Origin of the sequence: Mycolicibacterium wolinskyi str. Jessa 2025 (genome assembly GCF_049241375.1) — a bacterium.
Classification (GTDB): domain Bacteria; phylum Actinomycetota; class Actinomycetes; order Mycobacteriales; family Mycobacteriaceae; genus Mycobacterium; species Mycobacterium wolinskyi.
Map to the genome: position 1 here is coordinate 545,820 of NZ_CP185960.1, position 24,916 is coordinate 570,735.

Consider the following 24,916-nt stretch of genomic DNA (forward strand, 5'->3'; position numbering starts at 1 on the left):
TCGGCCCGCAGGCGTGAATCGGCATACGTGCGGGCGCGTACCCCTCAGCCCTGCCATCCCGGCCGGACGAGCCCGCTCTCGTAGGCGAGCACCACCAGCTGGGTGCGGTCACGCGCGCCGAGCTTGGTCAGGATGCGGCTGACGTGGGTCCGGGCGGTGGCCGGGCTCATGAACAGGCGTTCGCCGATCTCGGAGTTGGTCAGCCCTTCGGCCACCAGGGTCATCACCTCGCGCTCGCGTGCGGTCAGATCCGGCAGGGCCGGGGCGGCCGGGATCTTGGCGTGCGCGGCGAACTCGGCCACCAGGCGCCGGGTCACCGACGGCGAAAGCAACGCGTCACCGGCCGCCACGACCCGGACCGCCCGCACGAGCTCGGCCGGCTCGGTGTGTTTGACCAGGAATCCGCTGGCGCCCGCCCGCATCGCCTCGAACACGTACTCGTCGAGCTCGAACGTCGTCAGCACCACCACGCGGACCCCGGTCAATGCGGGGTCGTCGGCGATGGCTCGGGTCGCGGCCAGGCCGTCCATCTCCGGCATCCGGATGTCCATCAGCACGACGTCGGGCCGTTGCTCGATGGCGGCCGCGAGTGCCCGTGCCCCGGTCGCGGCCTCGGCGACCACCTCGATACCGTCCTGCGCGTCGAGCAGTGCCACGAAACCGGCGCGGACCAAAGCCTGGTCGTCGGCGACAATCACGCGAATCGTCATGGCACAGCGTCGCTTTCGTCGAGGGGGAACGTCGCCCGCACGCTGAAGCCGCCACCGGGAATCCGCCGGGCGGTGAACGTGCCACCGAGTGCCTTGACGCGTTCGCGCATACCGGTGATGCCGCTGCCGCCCTCCGATGGCCCGTCGTTGAGCGGACGTCCGTCGTTGTCCACCGAAACCCGCAGCTGCGCAGCCTCATACGCGACCGTCACCTCCGCGTGGGCCGCCGTGGAGTGGCGGACGACGTTCGTCAGCGATTCCTGCACGATGCGCGCGGCCGCGACGTCGATCACCGCGGGCAGGGGCCGCGGGTCACCGTGGATCGTGGTCGCGACAGTCAGCCCGGTTGCCCGGGCCGGCACCAGCAGAGCATCGAGATCGGCGATGCCCGGTGTGGGCGCGGTGGGCTCGCCGCCTTCGGTGCGGAGCGCCGCGACCAGGGAGTGCACATCCGAAATGGCTTGGCGGCTGGCCTCTTTGATCGCAGCCAGTGCGGGTCCGGCCCGCTCGGGCTGTTCGTCGATGAGCTCGAGGGCCACCGATGACTGCACGTTGATCATCGACAGGCTGTGGGCGAGCACGTCGTGCAACTCGCGGGCGATGGCCAGCCGGGCCGCCGACGCCTGCCGCTGCTGCTCGGACCGGGCCTGCAGGGCCATCGCATCGCGGCGTTGGCGGCGCGCCACGAGCACCGAGCGGCGCTGCCGCAGCCCCTCGGCGATCGCGATCAGCACCAGCAGCCATGAACCCAACGCGCCGACCGCCTCCAGCGGAGGACCCGGCATGCCGCGCAGCCACGGCACGAGCCACGCGGCCACCCAGCCGAGCACCGGCAGCGGGTAGGTCCACCATCGCGGGCCGACGGTGGCGGCGCGCAGGAACGCCACGACGACCGACAAGAACACCGGCCCAGGGCCGAACCCGGCCAGCAGGTAGGTCATCGTGATGGCCAGCACGGCAAGCAGCACCGGGTACGGGTGGCGGACGCGGGCCAGCAGGACCAGCGGCCCGGCGATCAGCAGCAGGTAACCGAACCAGTTGAGCGGCACCCAGTGCGGGTCGGGCCCGCGGTGGCGCATCCCCGTGCTGCCGAGCACCTGGATGACGGCGACGACCAACGGCACCAGCCACACCACCGGGCGGCGGAGGTCCATATCCGAGAACCTAGTCGGCGGTTCGACGGCTCGGCATCCGCGCCGCGGCGTAGCTCACGCTGCGACTTGCGGCGGATCGGGATTGAACGAGGGTGTCGGTGGTGTTGTACAGACTGAGTTCAACCAAACGTTCATCGAACGACCATCATCGGAAACGACTGGAGCTAGACATGACCGCGTTGGGCGCCGCCATCTACCTGGGGTTCTTCGCCGTCGCCGCATTGTGGCTGTTCCTGACGGCCGATCAGGACCAGGCGCCCGACCGTTCGAACTCGGACAGCACCGCGGCAGGCCCGGAGGGGTCGAGCCCCTGGCTCGCGAGCCACTCGGCGTCGAAGTAGGTGTCCGCGTAGCGGTCGCCACTGTCGGCCAGCAGGGTCACCACCGACCCGCTGCGGCCGTGTTCGATCATCTCTGCCAGTAATCCGAACGCACCCCACAGATTGGTGCCAGTCGACGGTCCCACCCGGCGGCCCAGCACCGCGCTGACGTGGTGTGCCGCCGCGATCGATGCGGCGTCGGGAACCGCGATCATGCGGTCCACCACGTCGGGCAGAAACGATGGCTCGACCCGCGGACGCCCGATGCCCTCGATACGGGAGGACGCGCCCGTGACGACATCGTCGCGGCCCTGCGCGTACGCGGGGAAGAAGGCCGAATTCTCGGGATCGACGACGCACAGCCGCGTCGCATGCCTGCGGTAGCGGATATAGCGGCCGATCGTCGCGCTCGTGCCGCCGGTGCCCGCCCCGACCACGACCCACTCCGGAATCGGATGCTTCTCCAGCCGCATCTGCTCGTAGATCGACTCGGCGATGTTGTTGTTGCCGCGCCAGTCCGTTGCGCGTTCGGCATTGGTGAACTGGTCGAGGTAGTGCCCGCCGGTCTCCTCGGCCAGGCGCTGCGCCTCGGAGTACACCTGGGACGATTCTGCGACGAAATGGCAACGGCCACCTTGGGCTTCGATGAGCGCGATTTTCGAGGCGCTGGTCGACGACGGCATGACCGCGATGAACGGCAGGCCGAGCAGCGCCGCGAAGTAGGCCTCGGAGACGGCCGTCGAGCCCGACGACGCCTCGATCACCGTCGTGTTCTCGCCGATCCAGCCATTGCACAGCCCGTACAGGAACAACGACCGCGCCAGCCGGTGCTTGAGGCTGCCGGTGATGTGGGTGGATTCGTCCTTGAGATAGAGCGCGACGTCGACGCCGTCGCACCACGCCGTCGGCAGCGGATACCGCAGCAGGTGGGTGTCAGCGCTGCGTTTGGCGTCGGCCTCGATCAGCCGTACCGCGTTGTCGACCCACTGTCGTGGCTGAGGGCGGGCCGCGTCGACGCTGATGTTGGAGGCCTGTGCGCTCACCGCGCCGATACGGTCGGCGAGGACTGCCCGGCTCGGGTCCCGACGTGGCCGCCTCCGGTGGGCGCGGCGACGAGGGTCAGCAGGGTCGCCTCCGGGCGGCAGCAGAACCGCACAGGGGCGAACGGCGACGTGCCGATGCCGGCCGAGACGTGCAGCTGCATGTTGGCGCCCCAGCGTGACGCGCCCTTGGCCCGCGACCGGTCGAGATCGCAGTTGGTGACGATCGCGCCGTAGAACGGCAGGCAGAGCTGGCCGCCGTGCGTGTGCCCGGCCAGCACCAGCTGGTAGCCGTCGGCCGCGAAGCGATCGAGCACGCGCGGTTCGGGGGAGTGCGTGAGGCCCAGCGTCAGGTTCGCGGCGGAATTCGCCTTGCCCGCGATGGTGTCGTAGCGGTCGCGCTTGAGGTGCGGGTCGTCGACGCCGGCGACCGCGATGTGCAGTCCGGCGACGTCGACATCGCGACGCGTGTGGGTGAGGTCGAGCCAGCCCCGCTCGGTGAACGCCGCGCGCAGGTCCTGCCAGGGCAGCGGCTCGCCGTGTACGCGGTGCTGCGGATTGGTCACGTAGTTCAGCGGATTCTTGAGCCGCGGAGCGAAGTAGTCGTTGCTACCGAAGACGAACAGGCCGGGCACCGAGAGGAGATCGCCGAGTGACTGCACGACGGCAGGCACGGCCTTCGGGTGCGCCAGGTTGTCACCGGTGTTGACGACAAGATCGGGCTCAAGGCGCGCCAGGTCGCGCAACCAGGCCTGCTTGCGGCGCTGGCCCGGTCGCATGTGCAGATCGCTGAGGTGCAGCACACGCAGTGGCGACGAGCCCGGGGCCAGTACCGGCATGGTCGCCTCCCGGAGCACGAACGCGTTGCGCTCGATCAGGGACGCGTAGCCGACCCCGGCCACCAGTGAGCCGGCGGCGACGGCGGCTGTCTTCTTGACTACCGATGCGGCTGACATGCACGCAGCCTACTGCCACATGCTGTGGCTGACCGATTCTCGCAGCGTCAGCGTGGGCAACTGCACATCATGGCGCGGTGATCATGAAGGCCGATCACGGCGGCGGAGGCGGCGCCGGCGGCGGCGGCCCGAGAACCGGCACCGTGATGGGCGGCAGACCGGGGATGTTCACCACCGTCTGGCCGATCTCGGGCGGCGGACCGCCCGGGAATCCGACCGGAGGCGGCGGGGGTGGCGGCGCTATTCCGTTGCTCAGCTGGATCGTGACGATCGAGCCGGGGATGGTCTGCCCACTCGGGTTGGTGCCGACGACCGTGCCGTAGCGCGAGCTGCTGTTGACCATGGCGGCCTGGTCGGCGACCTGGAAGCCGGCGTCGCGCAGCCGCTGACGGGCGGCGTTCTCGTCCAGCCCGGAGACGCTGGGCACCTGCGAACCCGGTCCGCCGTCGACGTAGCGCGGATCGGTGGGTGGCAGTGCGACCGGCCCGAAGCTGTTGGCGATCGGCTTCATCGCGGCGAACCACGTGCGGGCCGGTTCGTTACCGCCGAACAGTCCACCCGATCCGCACTGGCGCAGCGGGAACGAGCAGAGCTCGCTCGGTTCGGTGGAGTCGTCGTAGATGTAGTTGGCCGCGGCGTACTGGTTGGTGAAGCCGAGGAAGGCCGAGGAGCGGTTGGACTCGGTGGTGCCGGTCTTGCCCGACATCGGCAGATCCCAGCCGACCGACCCGGCCGCGGCCGCCGCGGTGCCCGGACTCTGGTCGTCCTTGCTGAGCGCGTTGGCGAGCGTGTTGGCCAGCCCCTCGGGAACGGCTTGCTCGCACGTCTCGGTGGTCACCGACACGTCGTTGCCGTTGCGGTCGACCACCTGGGCGATCGGGCTCGGCGGGCACCAGGTGCCGCCCGACGCCAGCGTCGCGGCCACATTGGACAGCTCAAGGGCATTGACCTCGATGGGCCCGAGCGTGAACGAGCCGATGTTCTGCCGCTTGACGAAATCGGCCAGGCTCTCGTTGCTCTCGGGGTCGTAGTCGCGCGCCGTTCCCGGCAGCGCATAGGACCGAAGGCCCAGCCGCACCGCCATGTCGACCGCGCGCTGCACGCCGACCTGTGAGATGAGTTTGGCGAACGCGGTGTTCGGTGACGTCGCCAGCGCATCGGTGACGTTCATCGACCCGCGGTATCCGCCGGCGTTGCTGACGCACCAGGTCGCCGCCGGGCAGCCGGGACGGTCGCTGCTGCCCAGGCCCTTGGCCTGGAACTGGGCCGGGACCGACAGCTGGGTGTTGATGCCCATGCCCATTTCCATGGCCGCGGCGACCGTGAAGATCTTGAACACCGATCCGGCACCGTTGCCCGCGAGTGAGAACGGCTGCGGCTGCATGGTCTCGCCCGCGTCGGTGTTGAGGCCGTAGGTCCGGTTGGACGCCATCGCCAACACGGGGTGGGAGTCCTTGCCCGGTTTGACGACGCTCATGACGCTCGCGATGCCGTCGATGTCGGCAGGTGCGTACTGGTTGATCGCCGACTTGACGGTGGCCTGCACGTCGGGGTCGAGCGTCGTCCTGATGAGATAGCCGCCCTTGGCCACCTGCTCCTTGCTGATGCCTGCCCGCGCCAGATACTCCAGTGCGTAGTCGCAGAAGAACGCCCGGTCGCCTGCGGCGATGCAGCCGCGCGGCAGTTCGTTGGGCTGGGGCAGGATGCCCAGCGGCTGTTCCTTGGCCGCCCGCAGCGCCTCGGCCTCCTGCGGGATGTTCTCGATCATGGTGTCCAGCACCAGGTTTCGCCGGGCCAGCGCACCGTCGGGATTGGTGTACGGGTTGAGCGCGCTCGTGGACTGCACCATGCCGGCCAGCAGCGCGGCCTGTTGCCAGTTGAGCTCGGAGGCGTTGACGCCGAAGTAGGTCTGCGCGGCGTCCTGAATGCCGTAGGAGCCGTTGCCGAACGACACCAGGTTCAGGTAGCGGGTGAGGATCTCCGGCTTGGTGAAGGTCTTGTCGAGCGTGAGCGCCATGCGGATCTCACGCAGCTTGCGCGCCGGGGTGGTCTCGATCGCGGCGCGCCGCTCGGCGTCGGTCTGCGCGATCACCAGCAGCTGATAGTTCTTGACGTACTGCTGCTCGAGCGTCGAACCGCCGCGGGTGTCGAGGTCCCCGCGCATGTATCCGGCCAGGCCGGTCAGGGTGCCCTGCCAGTCCACGCCGTTGTGCTCGGCAAACCGTTTGTCCTCGATCGAGACGATGGCCAACTTCATGGTGTTGGCGATCTGCTCGCTGGGCACCTCGAACCGGCGTTGCGAATACAGCCACGCGATGGTGTTGCCCTTGGCGTCGACCATCGTCGACACCTGCGGTACCTCACCCTCGACCAGGGCCGCCGAACCGTTGGCAACCACATCGGAAGCCCGGTTGGACATCAACCCGAATCCACCCACGACGGGGAACATCAAGGTGGCCGCCAGCACGCTGGCCAACAGGCAGCACCAAGCAAGCTTGATGACCGTGACCGCGGTTGGCGGTCGAGTCGGCGGCTCCGGCATGGGTACAGAGTAACGAGCTTGCTGAGGCCCTTTCCCGGCGAGCGGGTCCATCGCCTTATCAGAGTTCCCGCTGGAAAACGCCGACAACGGCCAGAAGGGTCGTCAGACGGCACGGTCGTCCCAAAAAAGTCGGTCGCAAACTGTTGCGTGAATCCCCTCTGACCACCTAGCTTGGACACACAGTGCGATCCAGGTAACACACCTTGTCGCAATGTGGCGTAGATCGCATCCGCGTTCTACACCGGAGGGCTCGCAGCCCGCCATCAGGGGTAGATGGCTGGAACGAAGGGATCGCTGGTGTCAGGTACACGGACTGTCGCAGGCAAGATGAGCATTCCCACTCCGACCTCCAATTTGGTCCACAGCGGTGAAGCCGAAGCACGAATCGCATGGGTGTCGCAGGCGCGATGCCGGCAGGCTGATCCTGATGAATTGTTCGTGCGGGGGGCCGCGCAGCGTAAGGCCGCAGTTATCTGTCGGCACTGCCCGGTGATTCTGGAGTGCGGGGCCGACGCCCTCGACAACCGCGTGGAGTTCGGAGTGTGGGGAGGCATGACCGAACGGCAACGCCGTGCGCTGCTCAAGCAACACCCCGAGGTGAGCTCGTGGGCGGACTTCTTCGCCGCCCAGCGCAAACATCGAAGCGCCGTTTGAGCTAACTGCTCAGGCAGGTTCTGCGACGCCGGTGATCTGATCGGCGATCGCCCGCAGCGCTTCGAGGTCCGACACGTCGAACGGCAGTGACGGCACCCCGACGATCGCCACGTGCGGGTTGGCGCCGGTGAACCGCGACAGCAACCGCACCTCGCGCTTGGCTGTCTGTGCGCGGTCGGCGTGGATGCGCAGCACCGCGGCGGGCAGCGACTCCGGATCCTCGGCCGCGAGTTCGTCGGCGGCTTCCTCGGCCTTGTCGGCGTGCAGATCGCACAGTGTCGGGTGCGTGCGGTTGAGGATCAGCCCCGCCAGCGGCATGCGCTCGGTCGACAACCGGTCGACGAAGAACGACGCCTCGCGCAACGCGTCGGGCTCGGCGGCCGAGACGACGACGAACTGGGTGCCGCGGCGCTTGAGCAATTCGTAAGTGCGGTCGGCCTTTTCCCGGAAGCCGCCGAAGGTGGCGTCCAGTGACTGCACGAAACCTGCTGCGTCAGAAAGCATTTGAGAACCCAGCACGGTGGAGAGCGCTTTCATCGCGAGCCCGACGGCGCCGGTGACGAGCCGGCCGATCCCGCGGCCGGGAGCGAGCAGCATGCGCCACAACCGGCTGTCCATGAAGCTGCCCAACCGTTTTGGGGCGTCGAGGAAGTCCAGGGCGTTGCGCGACGGCGGCGTATCGACCACCACCAGATCCCACTTGTCCTCGGCCAGCAGCTGGCCGAGCTTTTCCATCGCCATGTATTCTTGCGTGCCGGCCAGCGACGTCGCCACGGTTTGGTAGAACTGGTTCTCCAGGATGGCGTCGGCACGATCCGGGCCGGAGTACTGGACCACCATCTCGTCGAACGTGCGACGCATGTCGAGCATCATCGCGTGCAGTTCACCGGTCACCTCGGGTGCGAGCGGAACCCGTTGCGGCGTATTGCCGAGGTCCTTGATGCCCAGTGCCTGGGCGAGCCGCTTGGCCGGGTCGATCGTGAGGACCACGACGGTGCGGCCGTACTCGGCTGCCCGCAGCGCCATCGCGGCTGCCGTGGTGGTTTTGCCGACTCCGCCTGCGCCGCAACACACTACGACGCGGTTGGCGGTGTCGGAGAGAATCGCGCCCATGTCGAGGGCCGGCGGTTTGGTGCTCACGCTTATCTGACCCCCTGGGCGGCAAGTTCTTCGGCGAGTTCGTACAGGCTGCCGAGGTCGACACCGTCGGTCAACGCGGGCAGTTCGAGGCGCGGTACGTCGAGCGTGTCGAGCACTTCGGCGCTCTCGCCACGGGCGGCGATCCGCGTCGCGTGCTGGATCGCCTCGGTGAGTAGACCGGCGAAGTCGTTGTCGGACAAGGTGATTCCGGATTCGGCGAGGCCGGCGCGTACGGCGTCGGCGTCGACGTCGCCTTCGGCGGCCTTGGCCAGGTCCTCGGGCGCGAGGTAGGCCGGGATGTTGCGGTTGACGATCACACTGCCGATGGGCAGGCCCAGTTCGTTGAGTTCATCGATGGCCTCCAGCGTCTCCTGGATCGGCAGTGCCTCAAGCAGGGTCACCAGGTGGATCGCGGTTTGCTCGGAGTGCAACAGCTTGACGACGCCCTCGGCCTGCGAATGCACGGGCCCGCCCTTGGCGAGATCCGATACCGCCTTGGTGACGTCGAGGAAGCGCGAGATGCGCCCGGTGGGCGGCGAATCGACGACGACCGCGTCGTAGGCGGTGCGCCCGGACTTGCCAGGCTTTGCGTCCTTGTTGCTTCTCACCACGATCTCTTTGATCTTGCCGGTGAGCAGCACGTCGCGCAGACCGGGTGCGATCGTGGTGGCGAACTCGATGGCGCCGATGCGGCGCATGGCCCGGCCCGCGAGGCCGAGGTTGTAGAACATGTCGAGGTACTCGAGGAACGCGGCCTCGATGTCGATGGCCAGTGCGTTGACCTGTCCGCCGCCCTCGGCGGTGGCGATCTTGACTTCTTCGTAGGGCAACGGCGGCACGTCGAAAAGCTGCGCGATGCCTTGGCGTTCCTCCACTTCGACGAGCAGCACCTTGCGGCCGCCCGCGGCCAGCGCTAGAGCCAACGCCGCGGCGATCGTGGATTTGCCGGTACCGCCCTTGCCGGTCACGAAATGCAGTCGCGCCTTCGTCAGCCGCGACGGCCAGCCGACATGTTTGGCGCCGCTCTCTGTGGTAGCCACCAGTGCATGCTAACCAAGCTTGCCCCGCCGACCGATAGGCTCGACCCATGACCGAACCGACCCGGTGGGAATACGCCACGGTGCCGTTGTTGACCCATGCCACCAAACAGATCCTCGACCAATGGGGAGCCGACGGATGGGAGCTTGTTTCCGTGCTCCCCGGGCCGACCGGTGAGCAGCACGTCGCCTACCTGAAGCGGGCCAAGTGAGCGCGCCGGCATGGTCTGAGCGATTGACCGAACTCGGCATCGAACTGCCCGAGGTGGTGGCGCCTCTCGCGGCCTACGTGCCCGCGGTGCGCACCGGCAATCTCGTCTACAGCTCGGGCCAGCTGCCCATCCAGGGCGGTGAACTGCTGGCGACCGGCAAGGTCGGTGCCGAGGTGAGTCCCGAGGACGCCAAGGCGCTCGCGCGGGTCTGCGCGCTCAACGCGCTCGCCGCGGTTCATGCCCTCGTCGGCGTCGATTCCGTCGTCAAGATCGTCAAGGTGGTCGGCTTCGTCGCGTCGGCTCCCGGATTCGGCGGCCAGCCCGGCGTCATCAACGGCGCGTCCGAACTCTTCGGTGAGATCTTCGGCGAGGCAGGCGCGCATGCCCGCTCCGCGGTCGGTGTTTCCGAGCTCCCACGTAATACGCCGGTCGAAGTCGAGATCATCGCCGAGGTCGCGTGACCGCTGGGGCGGAGCTGCAGCACCCGGCCTACGGGTTGTTGAGGCCGGTCGTCGAAACGGACACGATGTCGGCCTCGGTGCTGCTGTGCAACAACCCGGGCCTGATGACGCTGGAGGGCACCAACACCTGGGTGTTGCGTGCCCCGGCCAGCGACGAGATGGTCGTGGTCGATCCGGGCCCCGACGATGACGAGCACATCGCCCGCGTCGCCGAACTGGGCAAGATCTCGCTCGTGCTCATCAGCCACAAGCACGAGGACCACACCGGGGGCATCGACAAGATCGTCGACCGCACCGGCGCGGTGGTCCGCTCGGTCGGCAGCGGATTCCTGCGCGGACTGGGCGGCCCGCTGACCGACGGTGAGGTGATCGAGGCCGCCGGGCTGCGGATCACCGTGATGGCCACGCCCGGTCACACCGCCGACTCGTTGTCGTTCGTCCTCGACGATGCGGTGCTGACCGCCGACACCGTGCTGGGCCGTGGCACGACCGTCATCGACTCCGAGGACGGCAGCCTGCGCGACTACCTGGATTCGCTGCACCGGCTCAAGGGTCTCGGCGCCCGCACCGTGCTGCCCGGACACGGCCCCGAACTCGACGACCTGGAGGCCGTGGCCGCGATGTATCTGGCGCATCGCGAAGAGCGGCTCGACCAGGTCCGCGGTGCGCTACGCGACCTTGGCGAGGATGCGAGCGCCCGCCAGGTCGTCGAGCACGTGTACACCGACGTCGACCAGAAACTATGGGACGCCGCCGAGTGGAGCGTCCAAGCCCAGCTCGATTACCTGCGCGGCTGACCAAACTTTTCAGGCCGCCAACTTTCGTCGGCGGCCTGAAAGTGCGCTTCGGTAGGCGAGCTATCGCGCGCGCCGCGCCAACCGCTCGCTGTCGGAGATCAGCACGCTCTTGCCTTCCAGCCGGATCCAGCCGCGGTGGGCGAAGTCGGCCAGTGCCTTGTTGACGGTCTCGCGGGAGGCGCCGACGAGCTGAGCGATCTCCTCCTGCGTCAGGTCGTGCGTCACGCGCAGCGCGCCGCCCTCCTGGGTGCCGAACCGCTGTGCCAGCTGCAGCAGCTGCTTGGCGACGCGACCGGGCACGTCGGTGAAGATCAGATCGGCCAGGTTGTTGTTCGTGCGGCGCAGGCGGCGGGCGAGCACGCGCAGAAGCTGTTCGGCGATCTCGGGCCGGTCGGCGATCCACGCGCGCAGCGCGTCACGGTCCATCGACACCGCACGTACCTCGGTGATCGTGGTGGCGCTCGACGTCCGGGGGCCCGGGTCGAAGATCGACAGCTCACCGAACATGTCCGACGGACCCATGATGGTCAGCAGGTTCTCACGGCCGTCCGGCGAGCGGCGGCCGATTTTCACCTTGCCGGAGATGATGATGTACAGCCGGTCGCCGGGCTCGCCCTCGGCGAACACGGTGTGCCCGCGCGGGAAGTCGACGGGCTGCAACTGCTTGGTCAGCGCCGATACGGCGGTGGGTTCGACTCCCTGGAAGATTCCGGCCCTGGCCAGGATCTCGTCCACGTTGCCCCTCTTAAGCTATTGGGTGGTAGTTACCTCAAACTGATAATTCCTGATCAGTCTAGAGGTATGCGGTTTTACGACTAGCTCACGCTACACACGATTGGCATGTCGAGTCGCCCGAAACTCCGGATTTATCGTGTGCTCGACGTACCGCAGCGTCGGCAAACGGTCACTGTCGAGGTCTGCGGGCAAGGTTTGAACGACTGCGGGCGGCGGCTGCGGGCGCCGTTGCACACCGCGGGCAGGAGTTCGTTCGCGGGCCAGGTCGGCCTCGAGTCGGTCGAGCCCGAACGTCGCCAGCATGAGCAACCCTGGGATGAGCGCCACCAGCAACCACGACACAAGGCAGTAGTAAACACGCCGGAGGTCTCAGCGGGGTCACGAATTGTCACCGGTCGGATCCGCGGTTTGTCGGCGCGGATCAGTACGCTGACATGCGTGACAGCGGGTGCCGCCCGAGCGGGGAAGACAGCGCGTCCCAAGAAATGGGATACCGAGACACACCTCGGCCTGGTTCGTCGTGCCCGCCGGATGAATCGTGAACTGGCCAAGGCCTTTCCGCACGTGTACTGCGAACTGGATTTCACCAACCCGCTCGAGCTCGCGGTGGCCACGATCCTGTCCGCGCAGAGTACGGACAAGCGGGTGAACCTCACGACGCCCGCGTTGTTCAAGAAGTACCGCACCGCGCTGGACTACGCGCAGGCCGATCGCACCGAGATGGAGGAGCTGATCCGGCCGACGGGCTTCTACCGGAACAAGACCACGTCGCTGATCCGGCTCGGGCAGGAACTGGTCGCCCGGTTCGACGGCGAGGTGCCGAACAACATCGACGATCTGGTGACGCTGCCCGGCATCGGCCGCAAGACCGCCAACGTCATCTTGGGTAACGCGTTCGACATCCCGGGCATCACCGTCGACACCCATTTCGGCCGGCTGGTCCGCCGATGGCGCTGGACGGCCGAGGAAGATCCCGTGAAAGTCGAGTTCGCGGTCGGTGAGCTCATCGAGCGCAGCGAGTGGACCCTGCTCAGCCATCGCGTGATCTTCCACGGCAGGCGCGTGTGCCACGCACGTAAACCCGCGTGCGGGATATGCGTGCTGGCCAAGGACTGCCCGTCCTACGGCACCGGCCCCACCGATCCGCCGACCGCCGCGGCGCTGGTCAGAGGCCCCGAAACCGAGCATCTGCTGGCGCTGGCCGGGTTGTGAGCGTTTCGGCCCGCTGGACAGCAGCGGTGTTGGTGGTCCTCGTGGCGCTGGGCGCCGCGTTCTGGCTCGAGCTGCGTGACGATCCGTCGGCCACGCCCGGGACCGGGCCCGCCACCGCGCGCGATCACCGCGACGCCGACACCCCCGAGGCACTCGAAGGCCCCCGCGCCCGCGCCGACCTCCCGCCCTGTCCCGGCCCGGGGACGGGTCCCGGCCCGGAGGCTTTGCGCGGGATCACGCTGGAATGCGCCGGTGACGGCAAGCCCGTCGACGTGGCCGCTGCGCTCGCCGGTCGGGCGGTCGTGCTGAATCTGTGGGCCTACTGGTGCGGGCCGTGCGCCGACGAGTTGCCCGCGATGGCCGAATACCAGCGCAGAAACCCCGACGTCCTGGTGCTGACCGTGCACCAGGACGAGAACGAGACGGCCGCGTTGATCCGGCTGGCCGAACTCGGCGTGCGCCTGCCGACACTGCAGGACGGGCGCAGGCTCGTCGCGGCCGCGCTCAAGGTGCCCAATGTCATGCCTGCGACCGTGGCCCTGCGTCCGGACGGTAGCGTTGCCGAAATCCTGCCCCGCTCGTTCGTCAGCGCCGACGAGATCGCGGCGGCGGTCGATGACAAGATTCGCCCGAGTCGACAGGAGCATGCGGGGTGAGTTCGACGCCCGACGGGCTGCGGCCCGATGCTGCCCCGGCGTGGCTCAAGCCGCTCGTCGACAATCTCGACGGCGTGCCGCGCGCCTATCGCCGTCGGGTGCCGCCCGACGTGCTCGCGACGATCGTCGAGGCGAACAACCAGGCCGCGCAGGCCGGTGCGCGCCGCGACGCCGCCGTGCTGGTCTTGTTCTCCGGTCCGCCCGATGCGCCGCCGGGTGCGCTGCCCGACGATGCCGACCTGTTGGTCACCGTGCGGGCCTCGACACTGCGCCACCACGCCGGGCAGGCCGCCTTCCCCGGCGGGGCCACCGATCCGGAAGACACCGGGCCGGTGTCGACGGCGTTCCGGGAAGCCACCGAGGAGACCGGCATCGACACCGGACGGCTCTACCCGCTGGCCACACTGGAGCGCATGTTCATCCCGCCGTCGGGTTTCCATGTGGTCCCGGTACTCGCGTATTCGCCCGATCCCGGCCCGGTGGCCGTCGTCGACGAATCCGAGACAGCGGTCGTGGCACGCGTTCCGGTGCGGGCATTCGTCAATCCGGAGAATCGGCTCATGGTCTACCGCGACGCCAATACGAGCCGTTTCGCCGGGCCGGCTTTCCTGCTCAACGAGATGTTGGTGTGGGGTTTCACCGGTCAGGTCATCTCGGCAATCCTCGATGTCGCGGGCTGGGCAAAACCGTGGAACACCGACGATGTACGTGAACTCGACGCCGCAATGGCGCTCGTCGGGCACGAGAACGGCTACGGTGAAGCCCACCGTGGAACTGGAATTTGATGACACCTTCTCTTTGGCTTGATTTCGCCGTCCTGGCCATCGGCTTCGTCGCGGCCATCTCGGGCTGGCGCTCCGGGGCGCTCGGCTCGCTGATGTCGTTCATCGGCGTCGTCCTCGGCGCCGTGGCCGGGGTGCTGCTGGCACCGCACGTGATTCCGCACATCAGCGGTGACCGGACCAAGCTGTTCGCGACGTTGTTCCTGATCCTCGCGCTCGTCGTGGTGGGCGAGATCGCCGGCGTCGTGCTGGGCCGCGCGGTGCGGGGCACCATCCGCAACCGTGTGCTGCGGGTGTTCGATTCGGCGGTCGGGGTCAGCTTGATGCTCGTCGCGGTGCTGGTGGCCGCGTGGCTGCTGGGAAGTTTGCTCACGTCGTCGGATCAGCCGAACCTCGCCGCGGCGGTCAAGGGTTCGCGTGTGCTGACCGAGGTCGACAAGGTCGCGCCGAGTTGGCTGCGCTCGGTGCCCAACCGGCTGTCGGGCCTGCTGGACACCTCGGGCCTGCCCGACGTGCTCGAGCCGTTCGGCCGCACGCCGATCGTCAACGTCGACGCCCCGGACGCCGCGCTGGCCACCGACGCCGTCGTGGCCGCGACGCGGCCCAGTGTCGTCAAGATCCGCGGTATCGCGCCGAGCTGCCAGAAGGTGCTGGAGGGCAGCGGATTCGTGGTGGCACCCAACCGCGTGATGTCCAACGCGCACGTGGTGGCCGGGGCCGACAGCGTGACCGTCGAGGTCGACGGGCAGACGTACGACGCGGGCGTGGTGTCCTACGACCCCAACGCCGACATCTCGATCCTCGACGTGCCGAACCTGCCGTCGACGCCGCTGCCGTTCGCCGAGGACCCCGCGCCGCAGGGCACCGATGCGGTCGTGATGGGCTACCCGGGCGGCGGCGATTTCCTCGCCACCCCGGCGCGGGTACGCGAGATCATCGAGCTCAACGGTCCCGACATCTACCGGACCACCACCGTCACGCGCGAGGTCTACACCGTCAGGGGCACCGTGCGCCAAGGCAATTCGGGTGGTCCGATGATCAACCGCAGCGGCAAGGTGCTCGGCGTGGTGTTCGGTGCCGCGGTCGACGATGTCGACACCGGCTTCGTGCTGACCGCCAAGGAAGTGGAGCGCCAGCTCGCCAAGATCGGCAACACGCAGCGCGTCGCCACCGGGACGTGCATCAACTCCTGATCAGCTGCGGTGCACCTGGGACAGGAATCGCCCCAGCTGCTCGTTGACCGCGTCGGGTTCTTCCTCGTGGCCGAAATGGCCGGCGCCCGTGATCGATACGTAGCGGCCGTGCGGCGCGTAACGCTGGGTGCGGTACACCGGGTCGGCGAGCACGTAGGGGTCGGCGTCGCCGCGCAGATGCAGGACGGGCACGTTGACGGGGCGTTTCATCGACCTCATGAACCGCCGGCCTTCCCCGCGCAGCTGGCTGCGCACCGCCCAGCGCTGGTACTCCAGGGCCGAATGCGCCGCACCCGGTATCTGGATGGCCTTGCGCAGGTGACGCATCGTTTCGGAGAAATCCTGAGTAGCTTGCCATTTCGCGCCGGCCCGGCTGCGGACGAGCCGTTCCAGTTCGGCGGCATCGTGACGGGTGAGGGCATGCTCGGGCCACATGGGCACCTGGTAGCGCAGCATCCACGGCAGCAGTGCCCGGCCCTGGTCGCGCCGGGTGAGCACCGACGCGCGCAACGCGATCGGATGCGGTGAGCTGACCACGGCGATCGCGCGCACCGCGCGGGGATGCAACAGGGCCGTCGCCCAGCAGACGAGGCCGCCGTCGGCGTGACCCACGAGTGTCGCGGTCTTGTGCCCGAGCGCGCGTACCAGACCGGCCGTGTCGCCGGCCAGCGTCCAGCCGTCGTAGCCGCGGGGCGGTTTGTCGCTGCCGCCGTAGCCGCGCAGGTCTACCGAGACCACACGCGCGCCCGTCAGTGCCTTGAGTTGATGGCGCCACGACCACCAGAAGGAGCCGAAGCCGTGCAGCAGGATCACCAGCGGCCGGTCGGTGCCGGCCACCGCATCCGAGCTCTCGCCCGCTGCTTCGACGACGTGGAACCGAATGCCGTTCGCGTGCACCTGGAGATGACGCCATGGCCCGTCGATGCGGGTGATCGACGGGTCAGGTGGCGGCATTACCAGCCTGACGGGTCGGTGGCGGGCCGCTGGCCGGCACCGATCGCGGGGTTCTTGTCGTGGCCGGGGGTCAGCGCTTCGCGCGTCTCCTTGACCGACTCGATGGTTTGCCGAGGCCCGCGGATGCGTCGCACCTTGAGATAGCCGAACACCGCGAGCGCGGCGGTGACCAGCACCATGATGCCGAACACGATCAGGAACGCCACCCAGCGCCACAGCCACGTGTCGAGCAGTTCGGCCAGGAAGAAGAAGAAAAAGAACGTCGAGTAGAACAGCACCACCAGGGCCGCGATGAAGAGGACGCTGCCGGTGAGCCCCTTCTTGACGTCACGGGTGATTTCGGCTTTCGCCAGCTCGACCTCGGCGCGCACGAGCGTGGACACCTGCGCGGTGGCATCTTTGACCAGATCCCCGATCGACGGGTCCGGCTTCGGGGCGTGCGGATCTACCAACGGAATCGAGGTCACCGTCGCCGGAACGCCGTTCTTGCGGTCGCCAATGCTCACGGAAACTTCCTCCCCGGATCCAATGCGTTATCGCGGTTCATGTTGCCATGCGGGCGCGAGGTAAGAGATCCCGGCCAGCGAACCGGTCCCAAGTAGACTGCCGATATTCCCTTGGGTTACGCGGGTCGGGCGCGTCGATTGGAGGACACTTGGCGACCAGGCGCCGCTGGCAGTTGCTCGTTGGTGCACCGATCATGGCTCTCGTCGCGATGCTGACTCCCGGTTTTGCGCACGCCGAACCGCCGGTCGTCCTCGGCGGAGGCTCGGGGATCATCGTCAACGGCGAGTCGTTCTGCACGCTCACCACGATCGGCCATGACAACGCGGGCCGGCTCATCGGCTTCACGTCGGCGCACTGCGGCGGTCCCGGTGCCACGGTCGCCGCGGAAAGCGCCCAGAACGCGGGCGTGCTGGGCACCATGGTGGCCGGTAACGACGCGTTGGACTATGCGGTGATCCAGTTCGACCCGGCGAAGGTCACGCCGACCAAGAACGTCAACGGCTTCCAGATCGACGGCCTCGGGCCCGATCCGGTGTTCGGCGAGGTCGCCTGCAAGCTGGGCCGCACCACAGGCTATTCGTGTGGCGTGACGTGGGGGCCCGGCAAGGATCCGGGCACGATCGTCAATCAGGTGTGCGGCCAGCCGGGGGATTCCGGCGCCCCGGTGACCGTCAACAACCGACTCGTCGGCATGATCCACGGCGCGTTCACCGAGGACCTGCCGACCTGCGTCGTGAAATTCGTGCCCCTGCACACCCCGGCCGTCACGATGTCGTTCAACACCCAGCTGGCCGACATCACGGCCAAGAACCGACCGGGAACGGGTTTCGTCCCGGTCGGTTGACCCGGCTGCGCTACTTGCTGGCCCGGATCGCCTCGAACACGCTCGGGTCGACCAGTGTCGAGGTGTCACCGAGCTCGCGGCCCTCGGCCACGTCGCGCAGCAGGCGACGCATGATCTTGCCGCTGCGGGTCTTGGGCAGCTCGGGCACGACGTGGATCTCGCGGGGCTTGGCGATCGGCGAAATCTCCTGCGCCACTTGCGCACGCAGTTCTTCGACCATGGTCTCGGTTCCGCCGTGGGCACTGGCCTTGAGGATGACGAACGCACAGATCGCCTGACCGGTGGTGTCGTCGGACGCGCCGACCACGGCCGCCTCGGCCACGCCGGAGTGGCCCACGAGGGCCGACTCCACCTCGGCGGTCGAGATGCGGTGACCCGACACGTTCATGACGTCGTCGATGCGGCCCAGCACCCAGATGTTGCCGTCGGAGTCGTAGCGCGCGCCGTCGCCGGCGAAGTACCAGCCCTGCTCGGCGAACCGCGACCAGTAGGTGTCCTTGAACCGCTGCGGGTCACCCCAGATCCCGCGCAGCATCGACGGCCACGGCTTGTCGAGCACCAGGTAACCCGTGACGTGCTCGGCTTCGTCGGCGCCGGGCACCAGATCGTTGCCGTCGTCGTCGACGATCTTGGCCGAGATGCCGGGCAGCGGGGTCATGGCCGAACCGGGCTTGGCCGCGGTCACGCCGGGCAGCGGCGAGATCATGATGGCCCCGGTCTCGGTCTGCCACCAGGTATCGACGATCGGAGTCTTGTTGGCGCCGAACGCTTCCCGGTACCAACGCCAGGCTTCGGGGTTGATCGGCTCACCGACCGAGCCGAGCAGCCGCAGGCTCGACAGGTTGTGCTCGGCCGGGATCTGGCGGCCCAGCTTCATGAACGTGCGGATCAGCGTGGGCGCCGTGTAATAGATTGTGACACCGTACTTTTCGATGACCTCGAAATGGCGGTGCTCGGTCGGTGACGTCGGGGTGCCCTCGTAGACCACCTGCGTGACGCCGTTGGACAGCGGCCCGTAGACGATGTAGGTGTGGCCGGTGACCCAGCCGATATCGGCTGTGCACCAATACACGTCGGTCTCGGGCTTGACGTCGAACACGTTGTGGTGGGTGTAGGACGACTGCGTCAGGTAGCCGCCCGAGGTGTGCACGATGCCCTTGGGCTTGCCGGTCGTGCCGGAGGTGTAGAGCAGGAACAACGGCTGCTCGGAGTCGAACGCCTCGGGGGTGTGGTCGGTCGAGGCCGGATCGACGGTCTCGTGCCACCACAGGTCGCGGCCCTCGGTCCAGGCGACGTCGATGCCGGTGCGCCGCACCACGAGCACGTTCTGAACCGACTTCTGGCCATCGACCGCCTCGTCGACCGCGGCTTTGAGCGAGGCGGCCTTGCCGCGCCGGTACTGGCCGTCGGTCGTGATGACGAGCTTGGCCTCGGCGTCTTCGATGCGCGCCTTGAGGGCCGACGCCGAGAAGCCGGCGAACACGACGCTGTGCATGACCCCCAGCCGCGCGCACGCCAGCATGGCCACGATGGCTTCGGGCACCATCGGCATGTAGATCGCGACACGGTCGCCGGCGACCAGGCCGAGATCGGTCAGCGCGTTGGCCGCCTTGCAGACCTCGTCTTTGAGCTGGGCGTAGGTGAGCGAGCGGCTGTCGCCGACCGGCTCACCCTCCCAGTGAATGGCCACCCGGTCGCCGTTGCCCGCTTCGACATGGCGGTCGACGCAGTTGTAGGCGACATTGAGCTTGCCGCCCACGAACCACTTCGCGAACGGGGCGTCCGACCAGTCCAGAACCTCGGTGAACGGGGTCTGCCAAGTCAGCCGGTTGGCTTGCTTCTCCCAGAACGCCAGCCGATCCTTTTCGGCCTCGGCATACAACTCGCCCGTCGCGTTGGCATTGGCCGCGAAATCGGCAGGCGGCGGATAGGCTGACGGAACTTCGGCGTGCGTCACTGACGGGTTCGACATGGTTGTGAGCCTAGTCACCAAACGTTGCACTGGCGTTGGGACCTCACATGCCGGTTGCCGGACGGCGCTCCTGCTGCGATGAACGGTCGGAGATCGTGAGTTCAGCGGTCGGCTAGCGTGACCGTTATGACCGACGAGCGCTCGCGCGAGGAGTCGACAAGCAGCGATCCACTAGCGCCGCTCGTCGCTCTGCCAGGGGTGGCGGCCGCCAGTGACGAGGCCCGCGACGCGCTGGGCCGGGCGCATCGGCACAAGGTGAATCTGCGGGGCTGGCCGCAGACCGCCGCCGAGGCGGCGCTGCGGGCCGCGAAGGCGTCGGCGGTTCTGGACGGCGGGTCGATCCTTCCGGTGGGCAGGAGCGCAGCGACCGGGGGATCGGCACTGTCCGAGAACGGCGAGCCCGATCCGGTGACCGCGGGTGCGATCCGGGTGGCCGAAGCGCTTGAGGGCGGCGCGACCAGCCTGGTGGGGGTGTGGCAGCGCGCGCCGCTGCAGGCGCTGGCCCGGCTGCATGCCCTCGCGGCCGCCGACCTCGCCGACGACGAACATCTCGGCCGTCCCCGCACCGACCCCGAGGTCGGTCCCCGGCTGGAACTCTTGACCGAGATGTTGACCGGTGGCTCGCGCGTGCCCGCGCCGATCCTGGCGGCGGTCGCCCACGGCGAACTTCTCACGTTGGCGCCGTTCGGATCCGCGGACGGCGTGGTGGCCCGGGCGGTGTCGAGGCTCGTGACGATCGCCAGCGGCCTCGACCCGCACGGTCTCGGTGTGCCCGAGGTGCATTGGATGCGCAAGTCCGGGGACTACCGCGCGGCCGCGCGTGGATTCGCCGCGGGCACGTCGGACGGGTTGACGGCCTGGCTGCTGCTCAGCTGTGAGGCCCTGCATGCCGGCGCGCGCGAAGCGCTGCAGATCGCGCAGGCCTCACTCGACCGACCCGGCTAGTCCGGTACTCGCTCGACCCGGCCCACCAGCAGCACGTAGCTCGCGATGCCGATCGCGGTCACCACCGACATGTAGACGAAGCCCGGCGCGAAGCTCTCGTCGGTGACCAACAGGCCGATGATGATCGGTGTGGCGATCGACGACAGATTGCCGATGAAGTTGAACATGCCACCGGTGAGCCCCAGTAGCCGCTTCGGCGCCAGGGCCGACACCAGAGACCACGTGATCGATGCCAGGCCGTTGCCGAAGAACGCGATCGACAGGAACAGCACCACCATGGCGGTCGAGTCGGTGAAGTTCGCGCCGAGCATCGCCATGGTCAGCAGCAACCCGGTGATGATCGGGCCTTTGCGCGCCGCTCCCAGCGAAACACCCTGCCGCAGCAGGAAATCGGAGAATACACCGGAGAACAACACCCCGACGAGGGCAGCGATGAACGGCAGCGACGCCAGGAATCCCGTCTTGATGTAGTCCATGTCGCGGTACTCGACCAGATAGGTCGGGAACCAGGTCAGGAAGAACCACAGCGTCGAGGTCAGGCAGAACTGACCCAGGTAGATGCCCCACAGCTTGCGCCTGCCGAGCACCGTCGCGATGTCGGCACGGGTCACCGCTGCGCGTTGCGGTTGATCGTCGACGACATCGACGAGCCCGCCGCCGCTTTCGATGAGCTCGATCTCGGCGTCGTTGGCACGGGATTCTCGCGGTTCGCGGTAGCTCAGGTACCAGATCGCCGCCCACACCACGCCGATCGCGCCTGTCACGATGAACACCCAATGCCAGCTCAGCACCGACTGCAGCCACGACAGGACCGGGGTCAGCAGCGCCAGGCCGATGAACTGGCCCGACGTGTAGAAGCCGATCACCGAGGCCCGCTCGCGTTCGGGGAACCATGCCGTCGCGACCCGGTTGTTGATCGGATACGCCGGCGCCTCGAAGATGCCGACGAGCAGGCGCAGCGCGATGAGCGCGACGAAGCCGCCGATGACACCCATGAACAGCGTGGCAAGCGACCAGAGCACCAGGCACAGGGGATAGAGGACACGCGGCTTCACGCGATCCACGAGCCATCCGCCCGGGATCTGCAGTGCGGCGTAGGTCCAACCGAACGCGCTCAGCAGCAGGCCCTGTTGTGCCTTGGACAGGTCCATCTCGTCGGCGATCGCCGGCATCGCGATCGAAAGGTTCGCGCGGTCCATGTAGTTGATCACCACGGTGACGAACAGCAGTACCGCGATGAGCCACCGCGCCCGCGATGCCTGAGTGGCCAGACTCGGGGCCTCTGCGGTCTTGTTCTGCGTCATGTGCCTCACCACTCCGCTACGGATCCGTCGGTGTGGCGCCACACGGGATTGCGCCATCGATGTCCCTCGGCCGCCCGTTCGGCCACGTACTCTTCGTTGATCTCGATGCCGAGGCCGGGCCCGGACGGGATCCGCACCTGGCCGTCGGAGTAGGTGAACACGGCCGGGTCGACGAGATAGTCGAGCAGATCGTTGGTCGTGTTGTAGTGAATGCCCAGGCTCTGCTCCTGGATGGTGGCGTTGTAGCAGCCGGCGTCGATCTGCAGGCAGGCCGCCAGTGCGATCGGGCCCAGCGGGCAGTGCAGCGCGAGCGCGACGTCGTACGCCTCGGCCATGTGCGCGATCTTGCGGGCTTCGGTGATACCGCCGCAGTGCGACGGATCCGGCTGGATGATGTCGACCGCACCCGACGCCAGGATGGTCTTGCAGTCCCAGCGTGAGAACAGTCGCTCACCGAGCGCGATCGGGATGGGGGACTGGCGCAGCACATCGACGAAACCGTCGACGTGTTCACTGAGCACGGGTTCCTCGACGAACATCAGCCGGTACGGCTCCAGTTCGCGCAGCAGCACTTTCGCCATCGGCTTGTGCACCCGGCCGTGGAAGTCCACGCCGATGCCGATGTTCGGGCCGACCGCGTCGCGGACCGCCGCGACACTGGCCACCGCGCGGTCCACCTTGTCCCACGAGTCGACGTACTGCATCTCCTCGGTGCCGTTCATCTTGACCGCGGTGAAGCCGAGGTCGACCACTTCTTTTGCGGCCCTGGCGGTTTCGGCTGGCCGGTCGCCGCCGATCCAGGAGTAGACCTTGATGCGGTCGCGGACACGGCCGCCGAGCAGCTCGTACGTCGGCACCCCGAAGGCCTTGCCCTTGATGTCCCACAGGGCCTGATCGATGCCCGCGAGCGCACTCATGTGGATGCCGCCGCCGCGGTAGAACCCGCCCCGGTACAGCACTGTCCAGATGTCCTCGATCTGCGCCGGGGCCTGGCCGATCAGATAGTCGGAGAGTTCTTCGACGGCGGCTGCGACGGTCGCGGCACGGCCCTCCAAGACCGGCTCACCCCAGCCGACCAGCCCGTCGTCGGTCTCGATCCGCAGGAACAACCACCGCGGCGGCACGGTGTAAGTCGTCACCGATTTGATCTTCATCGGAGGGTCCTCTCTGCCTTCGACCAGATGTTCTGCAGGGTGCGGGCGCGTCGGCCGACCTCGGCGGCGTCGTCTCCCGGGCGGTAAAGATTCGAGCCGAGGCCCGCGCCACCGGCACCGGCCGTGGCCCAGTCGGCCAGGTTGTGCTCGTCGACGCCCCCGACGGGCAGCATCTCGACGTCGGCCGGAAGCACCGCGCGCCACGCGTTCATGCCGGAGATGCCGACGGCGTCGGACGGGAACAGCTTGAGGCTGCGGGCGCCTGCGGCGACGGCCCGGAATGCTTCGGTCGGTGTCGCCACCCCGGGATACGGGCGCAGGCCCCGGGTTGCCGCAGCCGAGATCACGTCGGGATCGGCATTGGGCGCGACGATGATTCGCGCTCCCGCGTCTTGTGCCCGGGCGACGTCGTCGACAGTGAGCACCGTTCCCGCGCCGACCGCGCATGCGGCGGGCGTCGCGGCAGCCAGACGCTCGATGGAGTCGAAGGGTTGCGGCGAGTTCAGCGGCACCTCGATCGCGGTGAAGCCGGCCTCGACCAGGGCGCTGCCGACGGCGAGCACCTCGTCCGGGGTGATGCCGCGCAGAATGGCCACCAGCCCGGTTGGCTTGTCGTTCATGAAACCTCCTCGATGCGCTGGGCATTGGGGTCGGCCGGGCTGAGCAGCCCGGCGTCGACGGCGACGGTCCACAGGCCGCGTGCAGCCGCTTCCTCGGTGACCGACGCGGCGGGGCGTACGTTGTGGCGCGCGAGCGCGGACTCGTACCGACGGCACAGGGCGGGATTGCCGCACAGGATGATTCGCTGCTCGGCGAGATTCTCGGGCAGCAGGTGCGCGACCTCGTCGGCGATGAGCAAGCCGGACACGTAGTCGGCCAATGCGGCGGCTTCGAGCTGATCTTCGAGCACAAGCGCACGCGCGCCGAACAGCGCGCTGGACAATCCACGCGACCGGTCGGCATCGAGCCCGCGGGCGAAGGCGGCGTCGGCGTCGGCGGTCCCGGCCGTGGCGGTGCGGGCCAGGATCCCGTGGTGCATGAGCAGCCCGTACAGTTCGCCGGTCATGGCCGTACTGAACGAGATGACCTGTCGGTCAGAGATTTTCACCCATTTCGTGTGGGTTCCGGGCAGCACGATGAGTTGTTCGCCTGCCGGTTGGTCGAGCATCTCCATGATGCCGATCAGCTGTGTTTCCTCGCCGCGCATGACGTCGGCGGGGTTGCCGGTGCCGTCGTGCTCGACACGCAGCCCGGGAATCAAGTGCAGGATCCCGCGCTCGTGGGGCACGGCCGTCATCGATTGGGCGTCGATCACGAGCGCGGTCGGCACGGTCAGATAGCCGGCTTCGCGCCAGCCCTGCGCGCTTCCCACCATGCCGCACGCGATCGCGGGCAGGCCCGGATAGGCCTGCAGCCAGTCGGCGCAGATGTCGGCGAAGGCGGTCGCGTAGTCGCGAGCCCGGGTCTGGGCATCCGCACCCGCCGTCACGTTGAGCAGCCCGCTACCGCGCTGACGTGCGTCGACGATGCGCCCGTCGTCGGCCAACAGCCACGCCCGCAGGGCTGAGGTGCCCCAGTCCAGGGCGATCAGCCGGGGGGACGTGTTGTGCATCACAAGGAGCAGAATGCGGAAGC

Annotated in this window: 26 protein-coding genes; 10 read left to right on the forward strand and 16 right to left on the reverse strand. The window is 68.1% G+C overall.

The window, feature by feature from the left end:
- Window positions 1-44: 44 nt before the first annotated feature.
- The 5 genes from ACOI2T_RS02845 to ponA2 all read right to left on the reverse strand — a co-directional run bounded on the left by ACOI2T_RS02845 (window position 45) and on the right by ponA2 (window position 6,722).
- Complete coding sequence (locus tag ACOI2T_RS02845) at window positions 45-710, reverse strand: response regulator (RefSeq protein WP_409502568.1); 666 nt, start codon at window positions 708-710, stop codon at window positions 45-47.
- On the reverse strand, window positions 707-1,864 hold the full coding sequence (locus ACOI2T_RS02850) for a sensor histidine kinase (protein WP_409502569.1): 1,158 nt from the start codon (window positions 1,862-1,864) through the stop codon (window positions 707-709). Before ACOI2T_RS02850 ends, ACOI2T_RS02845 begins: the two co-directional genes overlap by 4 nt.
- A gap of 244 nt (window positions 1,865-2,108) precedes the next feature.
- A complete protein-coding gene (cds1, locus tag ACOI2T_RS02855) occupies window positions 2,109-3,206 on the reverse strand; it encodes an L-cysteine desulfhydrase Cds1 (RefSeq protein WP_085143427.1) in 1,098 nt (365 codons plus the stop codon).
- Window positions 3,207-3,223: 17 nt separating this feature from the next.
- Window positions 3,224-4,180: a metallophosphoesterase gene (locus ACOI2T_RS02860; RefSeq protein ID WP_067850360.1), complete on the reverse strand. Its 957-nt coding sequence runs from the start codon at window positions 4,178-4,180 to the stop codon at window positions 3,224-3,226.
- A gap of 94 nt (window positions 4,181-4,274) precedes the next feature.
- On the reverse strand, window positions 4,275-6,722 hold the full coding sequence (gene ponA2 / locus ACOI2T_RS02865) for a transglycosylase/D,D-transpeptidase PonA2 (RefSeq protein WP_067850358.1): 2,448 nt from the start codon (window positions 6,720-6,722) through the stop codon (window positions 4,275-4,277).
- A gap of 327 nt (window positions 6,723-7,049) precedes the next feature.
- Between ponA2 and ACOI2T_RS02870 the strand changes: the two genes are divergently transcribed.
- Complete coding sequence (locus tag ACOI2T_RS02870; protein WP_067850356.1) at window positions 7,050-7,376, forward strand: WhiB family transcriptional regulator; 327 nt, start codon at window positions 7,050-7,052, stop codon at window positions 7,374-7,376.
- 9 nt (window positions 7,377-7,385) lie between these two features.
- Here the strand turns inward: ACOI2T_RS02870 and bagB are convergent, their stop codons facing one another.
- Together bagB and bagA are read right to left on the reverse strand one after the other, a co-directional pair.
- Window positions 7,386-8,516, reverse strand: a complete 1,131-nt coding sequence (gene bagB / locus ACOI2T_RS02875; RefSeq protein WP_085143189.1) for an ATPase BagB — start codon at window positions 8,514-8,516, stop codon at window positions 7,386-7,388.
- Between the two features lie 2 nt (window positions 8,517-8,518).
- On the reverse strand, window positions 8,519-9,559 hold the full coding sequence (gene bagA / locus ACOI2T_RS02880; protein WP_409502748.1) for an ATPase BagA: 1,041 nt from the start codon (window positions 9,557-9,559) through the stop codon (window positions 8,519-8,521).
- Window positions 9,560-9,603: 44 nt separating this feature from the next.
- Here bagA and ACOI2T_RS02885 point away from each other — a divergent pair, with 44 nt between their 5' ends.
- The 3 genes from ACOI2T_RS02885 (at window position 9,604) to ACOI2T_RS02895 (ending at window position 11,023) form a co-directional block, all read left to right on the forward strand.
- On the forward strand, window positions 9,604-9,765 hold the full coding sequence (locus ACOI2T_RS02885; RefSeq protein ID WP_110774909.1) for a Sp36 family protein: 162 nt from the start codon (window positions 9,604-9,606) through the stop codon (window positions 9,763-9,765).
- Window positions 9,762-10,226 carry a RidA family protein gene (locus ACOI2T_RS02890; RefSeq protein ID WP_085143193.1) on the forward strand — a complete coding sequence of 155 codons (465 nt, stop codon included), beginning with the start codon at window positions 9,762-9,764 and terminating at the stop codon, window positions 10,224-10,226. The genes ACOI2T_RS02885 and ACOI2T_RS02890 overlap by 4 nt, the downstream gene beginning before the upstream one ends.
- 65 nt (window positions 10,227-10,291) lie before the next feature.
- A complete protein-coding gene (locus ACOI2T_RS02895) occupies window positions 10,292-11,023 on the forward strand; it encodes an MBL fold metallo-hydrolase (RefSeq protein ID WP_409502749.1) in 732 nt (243 codons plus the stop codon).
- A gap of 60 nt (window positions 11,024-11,083) precedes the next feature.
- Here ACOI2T_RS02895 and crp read toward each other — a convergent pair whose 3' ends face one another.
- The gene (crp, locus tag ACOI2T_RS02900) at window positions 11,084-11,758 is read right to left on the reverse strand and encodes a cAMP-activated global transcriptional regulator CRP (RefSeq protein WP_003883807.1); all 675 of its coding nucleotides are present in this window, start codon (window positions 11,756-11,758) and stop codon (window positions 11,084-11,086) included.
- A 90-nt stretch (window positions 11,759-11,848) separates the two neighbouring features.
- A complete protein-coding gene (locus ACOI2T_RS02905; protein ID WP_409502570.1) occupies window positions 11,849-12,100 on the reverse strand; it encodes a hypothetical protein in 252 nt (83 codons plus the stop codon).
- A 96-nt stretch (window positions 12,101-12,196) separates the two neighbouring features.
- Between ACOI2T_RS02905 and nth the strand changes: the two genes are divergently transcribed.
- Genes nth through marP form a run of 4 tightly spaced genes read left to right on the forward strand, consistent with a single transcriptional unit; the run spans window position 12,197 to window position 15,601 of the window.
- Window positions 12,197-12,970 carry an endonuclease III gene (nth, locus tag ACOI2T_RS02910; RefSeq protein ID WP_409502571.1) on the forward strand — a complete coding sequence of 258 codons (774 nt, stop codon included), beginning with the start codon at window positions 12,197-12,199 and terminating at the stop codon, window positions 12,968-12,970.
- Window positions 12,967-13,626, forward strand: a complete 660-nt coding sequence (locus ACOI2T_RS02915; protein ID WP_067850342.1) for a TlpA family protein disulfide reductase — start codon at window positions 12,967-12,969, stop codon at window positions 13,624-13,626. Before nth ends, ACOI2T_RS02915 begins: the two co-directional genes overlap by 4 nt.
- Window positions 13,623-14,411: an NUDIX hydrolase gene (locus ACOI2T_RS02920; protein WP_409502572.1), complete on the forward strand. Its 789-nt coding sequence runs from the start codon at window positions 13,623-13,625 to the stop codon at window positions 14,409-14,411. The genes ACOI2T_RS02915 and ACOI2T_RS02920 overlap by 4 nt, the downstream gene beginning before the upstream one ends.
- Entirely contained in the window at window positions 14,411-15,601 is a 1,191-nt protein-coding gene (marP, locus tag ACOI2T_RS02925; protein ID WP_409502573.1) for an acid resistance serine protease MarP, read from the forward strand. Before ACOI2T_RS02920 ends, marP begins: the two co-directional genes overlap by 1 nt.
- Here marP and ACOI2T_RS02930 read toward each other — a convergent pair whose 3' ends face one another.
- On the reverse strand, window positions 15,602-16,555 hold the full coding sequence (locus ACOI2T_RS02930) for an alpha/beta fold hydrolase (RefSeq protein WP_409502574.1): 954 nt from the start codon (window positions 16,553-16,555) through the stop codon (window positions 15,602-15,604).
- Window positions 16,555-17,061, reverse strand: coding sequence for a phage holin family protein (locus ACOI2T_RS02935; RefSeq protein WP_409502575.1), 507 nt, complete (start codon window positions 17,059-17,061; stop codon window positions 16,555-16,557). Before ACOI2T_RS02935 ends, ACOI2T_RS02930 begins: the two co-directional genes overlap by 1 nt.
- Window positions 17,062-17,255: 194 nt before the next feature.
- Here ACOI2T_RS02935 and ACOI2T_RS02940 point away from each other — a divergent pair, with 194 nt between their 5' ends.
- Window positions 17,256-17,906: a S1 family peptidase gene (locus ACOI2T_RS02940; protein WP_409502576.1), complete on the forward strand. Its 651-nt coding sequence runs from the start codon at window positions 17,256-17,258 to the stop codon at window positions 17,904-17,906.
- Between the two features lie 10 nt (window positions 17,907-17,916).
- On the opposite strand, the gene acs is transcribed toward ACOI2T_RS02940, so the two are convergent.
- Entirely contained in the window at window positions 17,917-19,878 is a 1,962-nt protein-coding gene (gene acs / locus ACOI2T_RS02945) for an acetate--CoA ligase (RefSeq protein ID WP_409502577.1), read from the reverse strand.
- 126 nt (window positions 19,879-20,004) lie between these two features.
- On the opposite strand from acs, the gene ACOI2T_RS02950 reads away from it, so the two are divergent.
- Window positions 20,005-20,823 (forward strand): Fic family protein, encoded by an 819-nt coding sequence (locus ACOI2T_RS02950; RefSeq protein ID WP_409502578.1) that lies wholly within the window; start codon window positions 20,005-20,007, stop codon window positions 20,821-20,823.
- Here ACOI2T_RS02950 and ACOI2T_RS02955 read toward each other — a convergent pair.
- From ACOI2T_RS02955 to ACOI2T_RS02970, 4 genes are read right to left on the reverse strand one after another with little or no spacing between them, the layout of a single operon-like run.
- Window positions 20,820-22,127, reverse strand: coding sequence for an MFS transporter (locus ACOI2T_RS02955; RefSeq protein WP_067850327.1), 1,308 nt, complete (start codon window positions 22,125-22,127; stop codon window positions 20,820-20,822). The genes ACOI2T_RS02950 and ACOI2T_RS02955 overlap by 4 nt on opposite strands.
- A 5-nt stretch (window positions 22,128-22,132) precedes the next feature.
- Window positions 22,133-23,281, reverse strand: a complete 1,149-nt coding sequence (gene dgoD, locus ACOI2T_RS02960; protein WP_409502579.1) for a galactonate dehydratase — start codon at window positions 23,279-23,281, stop codon at window positions 22,133-22,135.
- Window positions 23,278-23,901: a 2-dehydro-3-deoxy-6-phosphogalactonate aldolase gene (locus tag ACOI2T_RS02965; RefSeq protein WP_409502580.1), complete on the reverse strand. Its 624-nt coding sequence runs from the start codon at window positions 23,899-23,901 to the stop codon at window positions 23,278-23,280. Before ACOI2T_RS02965 ends, dgoD begins: the two co-directional genes overlap by 4 nt.
- Window positions 23,898-24,893: a 2-dehydro-3-deoxygalactonokinase gene (locus ACOI2T_RS02970; protein WP_409502581.1), complete on the reverse strand. Its 996-nt coding sequence runs from the start codon at window positions 24,891-24,893 to the stop codon at window positions 23,898-23,900. The genes ACOI2T_RS02965 and ACOI2T_RS02970 overlap by 4 nt, the downstream gene beginning before the upstream one ends.
- Window positions 24,894-24,916: the final 23 nt, after the last annotated feature.

Bases quoted from the DNA above. Each gene is read 5' to 3' on its own strand.
- ACOI2T_RS02845 (WP_409502568.1), bottom strand. From the start codon at position 710: ATGACGATTCGCGTGATTGTCGCCGACGACCAGGCTTTGGTCCGCGCC.
- ACOI2T_RS02850 (WP_409502569.1), bottom strand. From the start codon at position 1,864: ATGGACCTCCGCCGCCCGGTGGTGTGGCTGGTGCCGTTGGTCGTCGCC.
- ACOI2T_RS02860 (WP_067850360.1), bottom strand. From the start codon at position 4,180: ATGTCAGCCGCATCGGTAGTCAAGAAGACAGCCGCCGTCGCCGCCGGC.
- ponA2 (WP_067850358.1), bottom strand. From the start codon at position 6,722: ATGCCGGAGCCGCCGACTCGACCGCCAACCGCGGTCACGGTCATCAAG.
- ACOI2T_RS02870 (WP_067850356.1), top strand. From the start codon at position 7,050: ATGAGCATTCCCACTCCGACCTCCAATTTGGTCCACAGCGGTGAAGCC.
- ACOI2T_RS02885 (WP_110774909.1), top strand. From the start codon at position 9,604: ATGACCGAACCGACCCGGTGGGAATACGCCACGGTGCCGTTGTTGACC.
- ACOI2T_RS02895 (WP_409502749.1), top strand. From the start codon at position 10,292: ATGTCGGCCTCGGTGCTGCTGTGCAACAACCCGGGCCTGATGACGCTG.
- marP (WP_409502573.1), top strand. From the start codon at position 14,411: ATGACACCTTCTCTTTGGCTTGATTTCGCCGTCCTGGCCATCGGCTTC.
- ACOI2T_RS02930 (WP_409502574.1), bottom strand. From the start codon at position 16,555: ATGCCGCCACCTGACCCGTCGATCACCCGCATCGACGGGCCATGGCGT.
- ACOI2T_RS02940 (WP_409502576.1), top strand. From the start codon at position 17,256: ATGGCTCTCGTCGCGATGCTGACTCCCGGTTTTGCGCACGCCGAACCG.
- acs (WP_409502577.1), bottom strand. From the start codon at position 19,878: ATGTCGAACCCGTCAGTGACGCACGCCGAAGTTCCGTCAGCCTATCCG.
- ACOI2T_RS02950 (WP_409502578.1), top strand. From the start codon at position 20,005: ATGACCGACGAGCGCTCGCGCGAGGAGTCGACAAGCAGCGATCCACTA.
- ACOI2T_RS02955 (WP_067850327.1), bottom strand. From the start codon at position 22,127: ATGACGCAGAACAAGACCGCAGAGGCCCCGAGTCTGGCCACTCAGGCA.
- dgoD (WP_409502579.1), bottom strand. From the start codon at position 23,281: ATGAAGATCAAATCGGTGACGACTTACACCGTGCCGCCGCGGTGGTTG.
- ACOI2T_RS02965 (WP_409502580.1), bottom strand. From the start codon at position 23,901: ATGAACGACAAGCCAACCGGGCTGGTGGCCATTCTGCGCGGCATCACC.
- ACOI2T_RS02970 (WP_409502581.1), bottom strand. From the start codon at position 24,893: ATGCACAACACGTCCCCCCGGCTGATCGCCCTGGACTGGGGCACCTCA.